Below are 300 nucleotides of genomic sequence, written 5' to 3' on the forward strand. Positions count from 1 at the left end.
GCCCAGGGCCTCGTAGAGGGGCTCCTTCTTGTCGGCGTCGGCGGTCTGGATGCGTTGTGCGATGACTCCGAGTCTCTCAGTGATCTCGCGGATCTGGTCGGGGGTGAGGGGTTCTTCCTTCTTCCGGGTGACGGCGGGCAGGGCATCGAGCTTCTTCTGGGCTGCTTCCTTGTCGCGTTGTGCGTCGTTGATCCACTGGGTGACGATGGCTGGGTCGGCTCCGGCGTCGAGGGCGGCCTGGTAGCGGGCGAGGCGCCGCTCGCAGTCCTTGATCGCCTGGCGGGCCTGGGCCTGCTCGGG

1 pseudogene is annotated in these 300 nt (G+C 67.7%); it reads right to left on the reverse strand.

Going from position 1 to position 300, the window contains the following annotated elements:
• Positions 1 to 300, reverse strand: a pseudogene (locus tag ADK64_RS13420) (recombinase family protein); the annotation flags it as partial.

The sequence above is a fragment of the Streptomyces sp. MMG1121 genome (genome assembly GCF_001280015.1).
Lineage (GTDB): Bacteria > Actinomycetota > Actinomycetes > Streptomycetales > Streptomycetaceae > Streptomyces.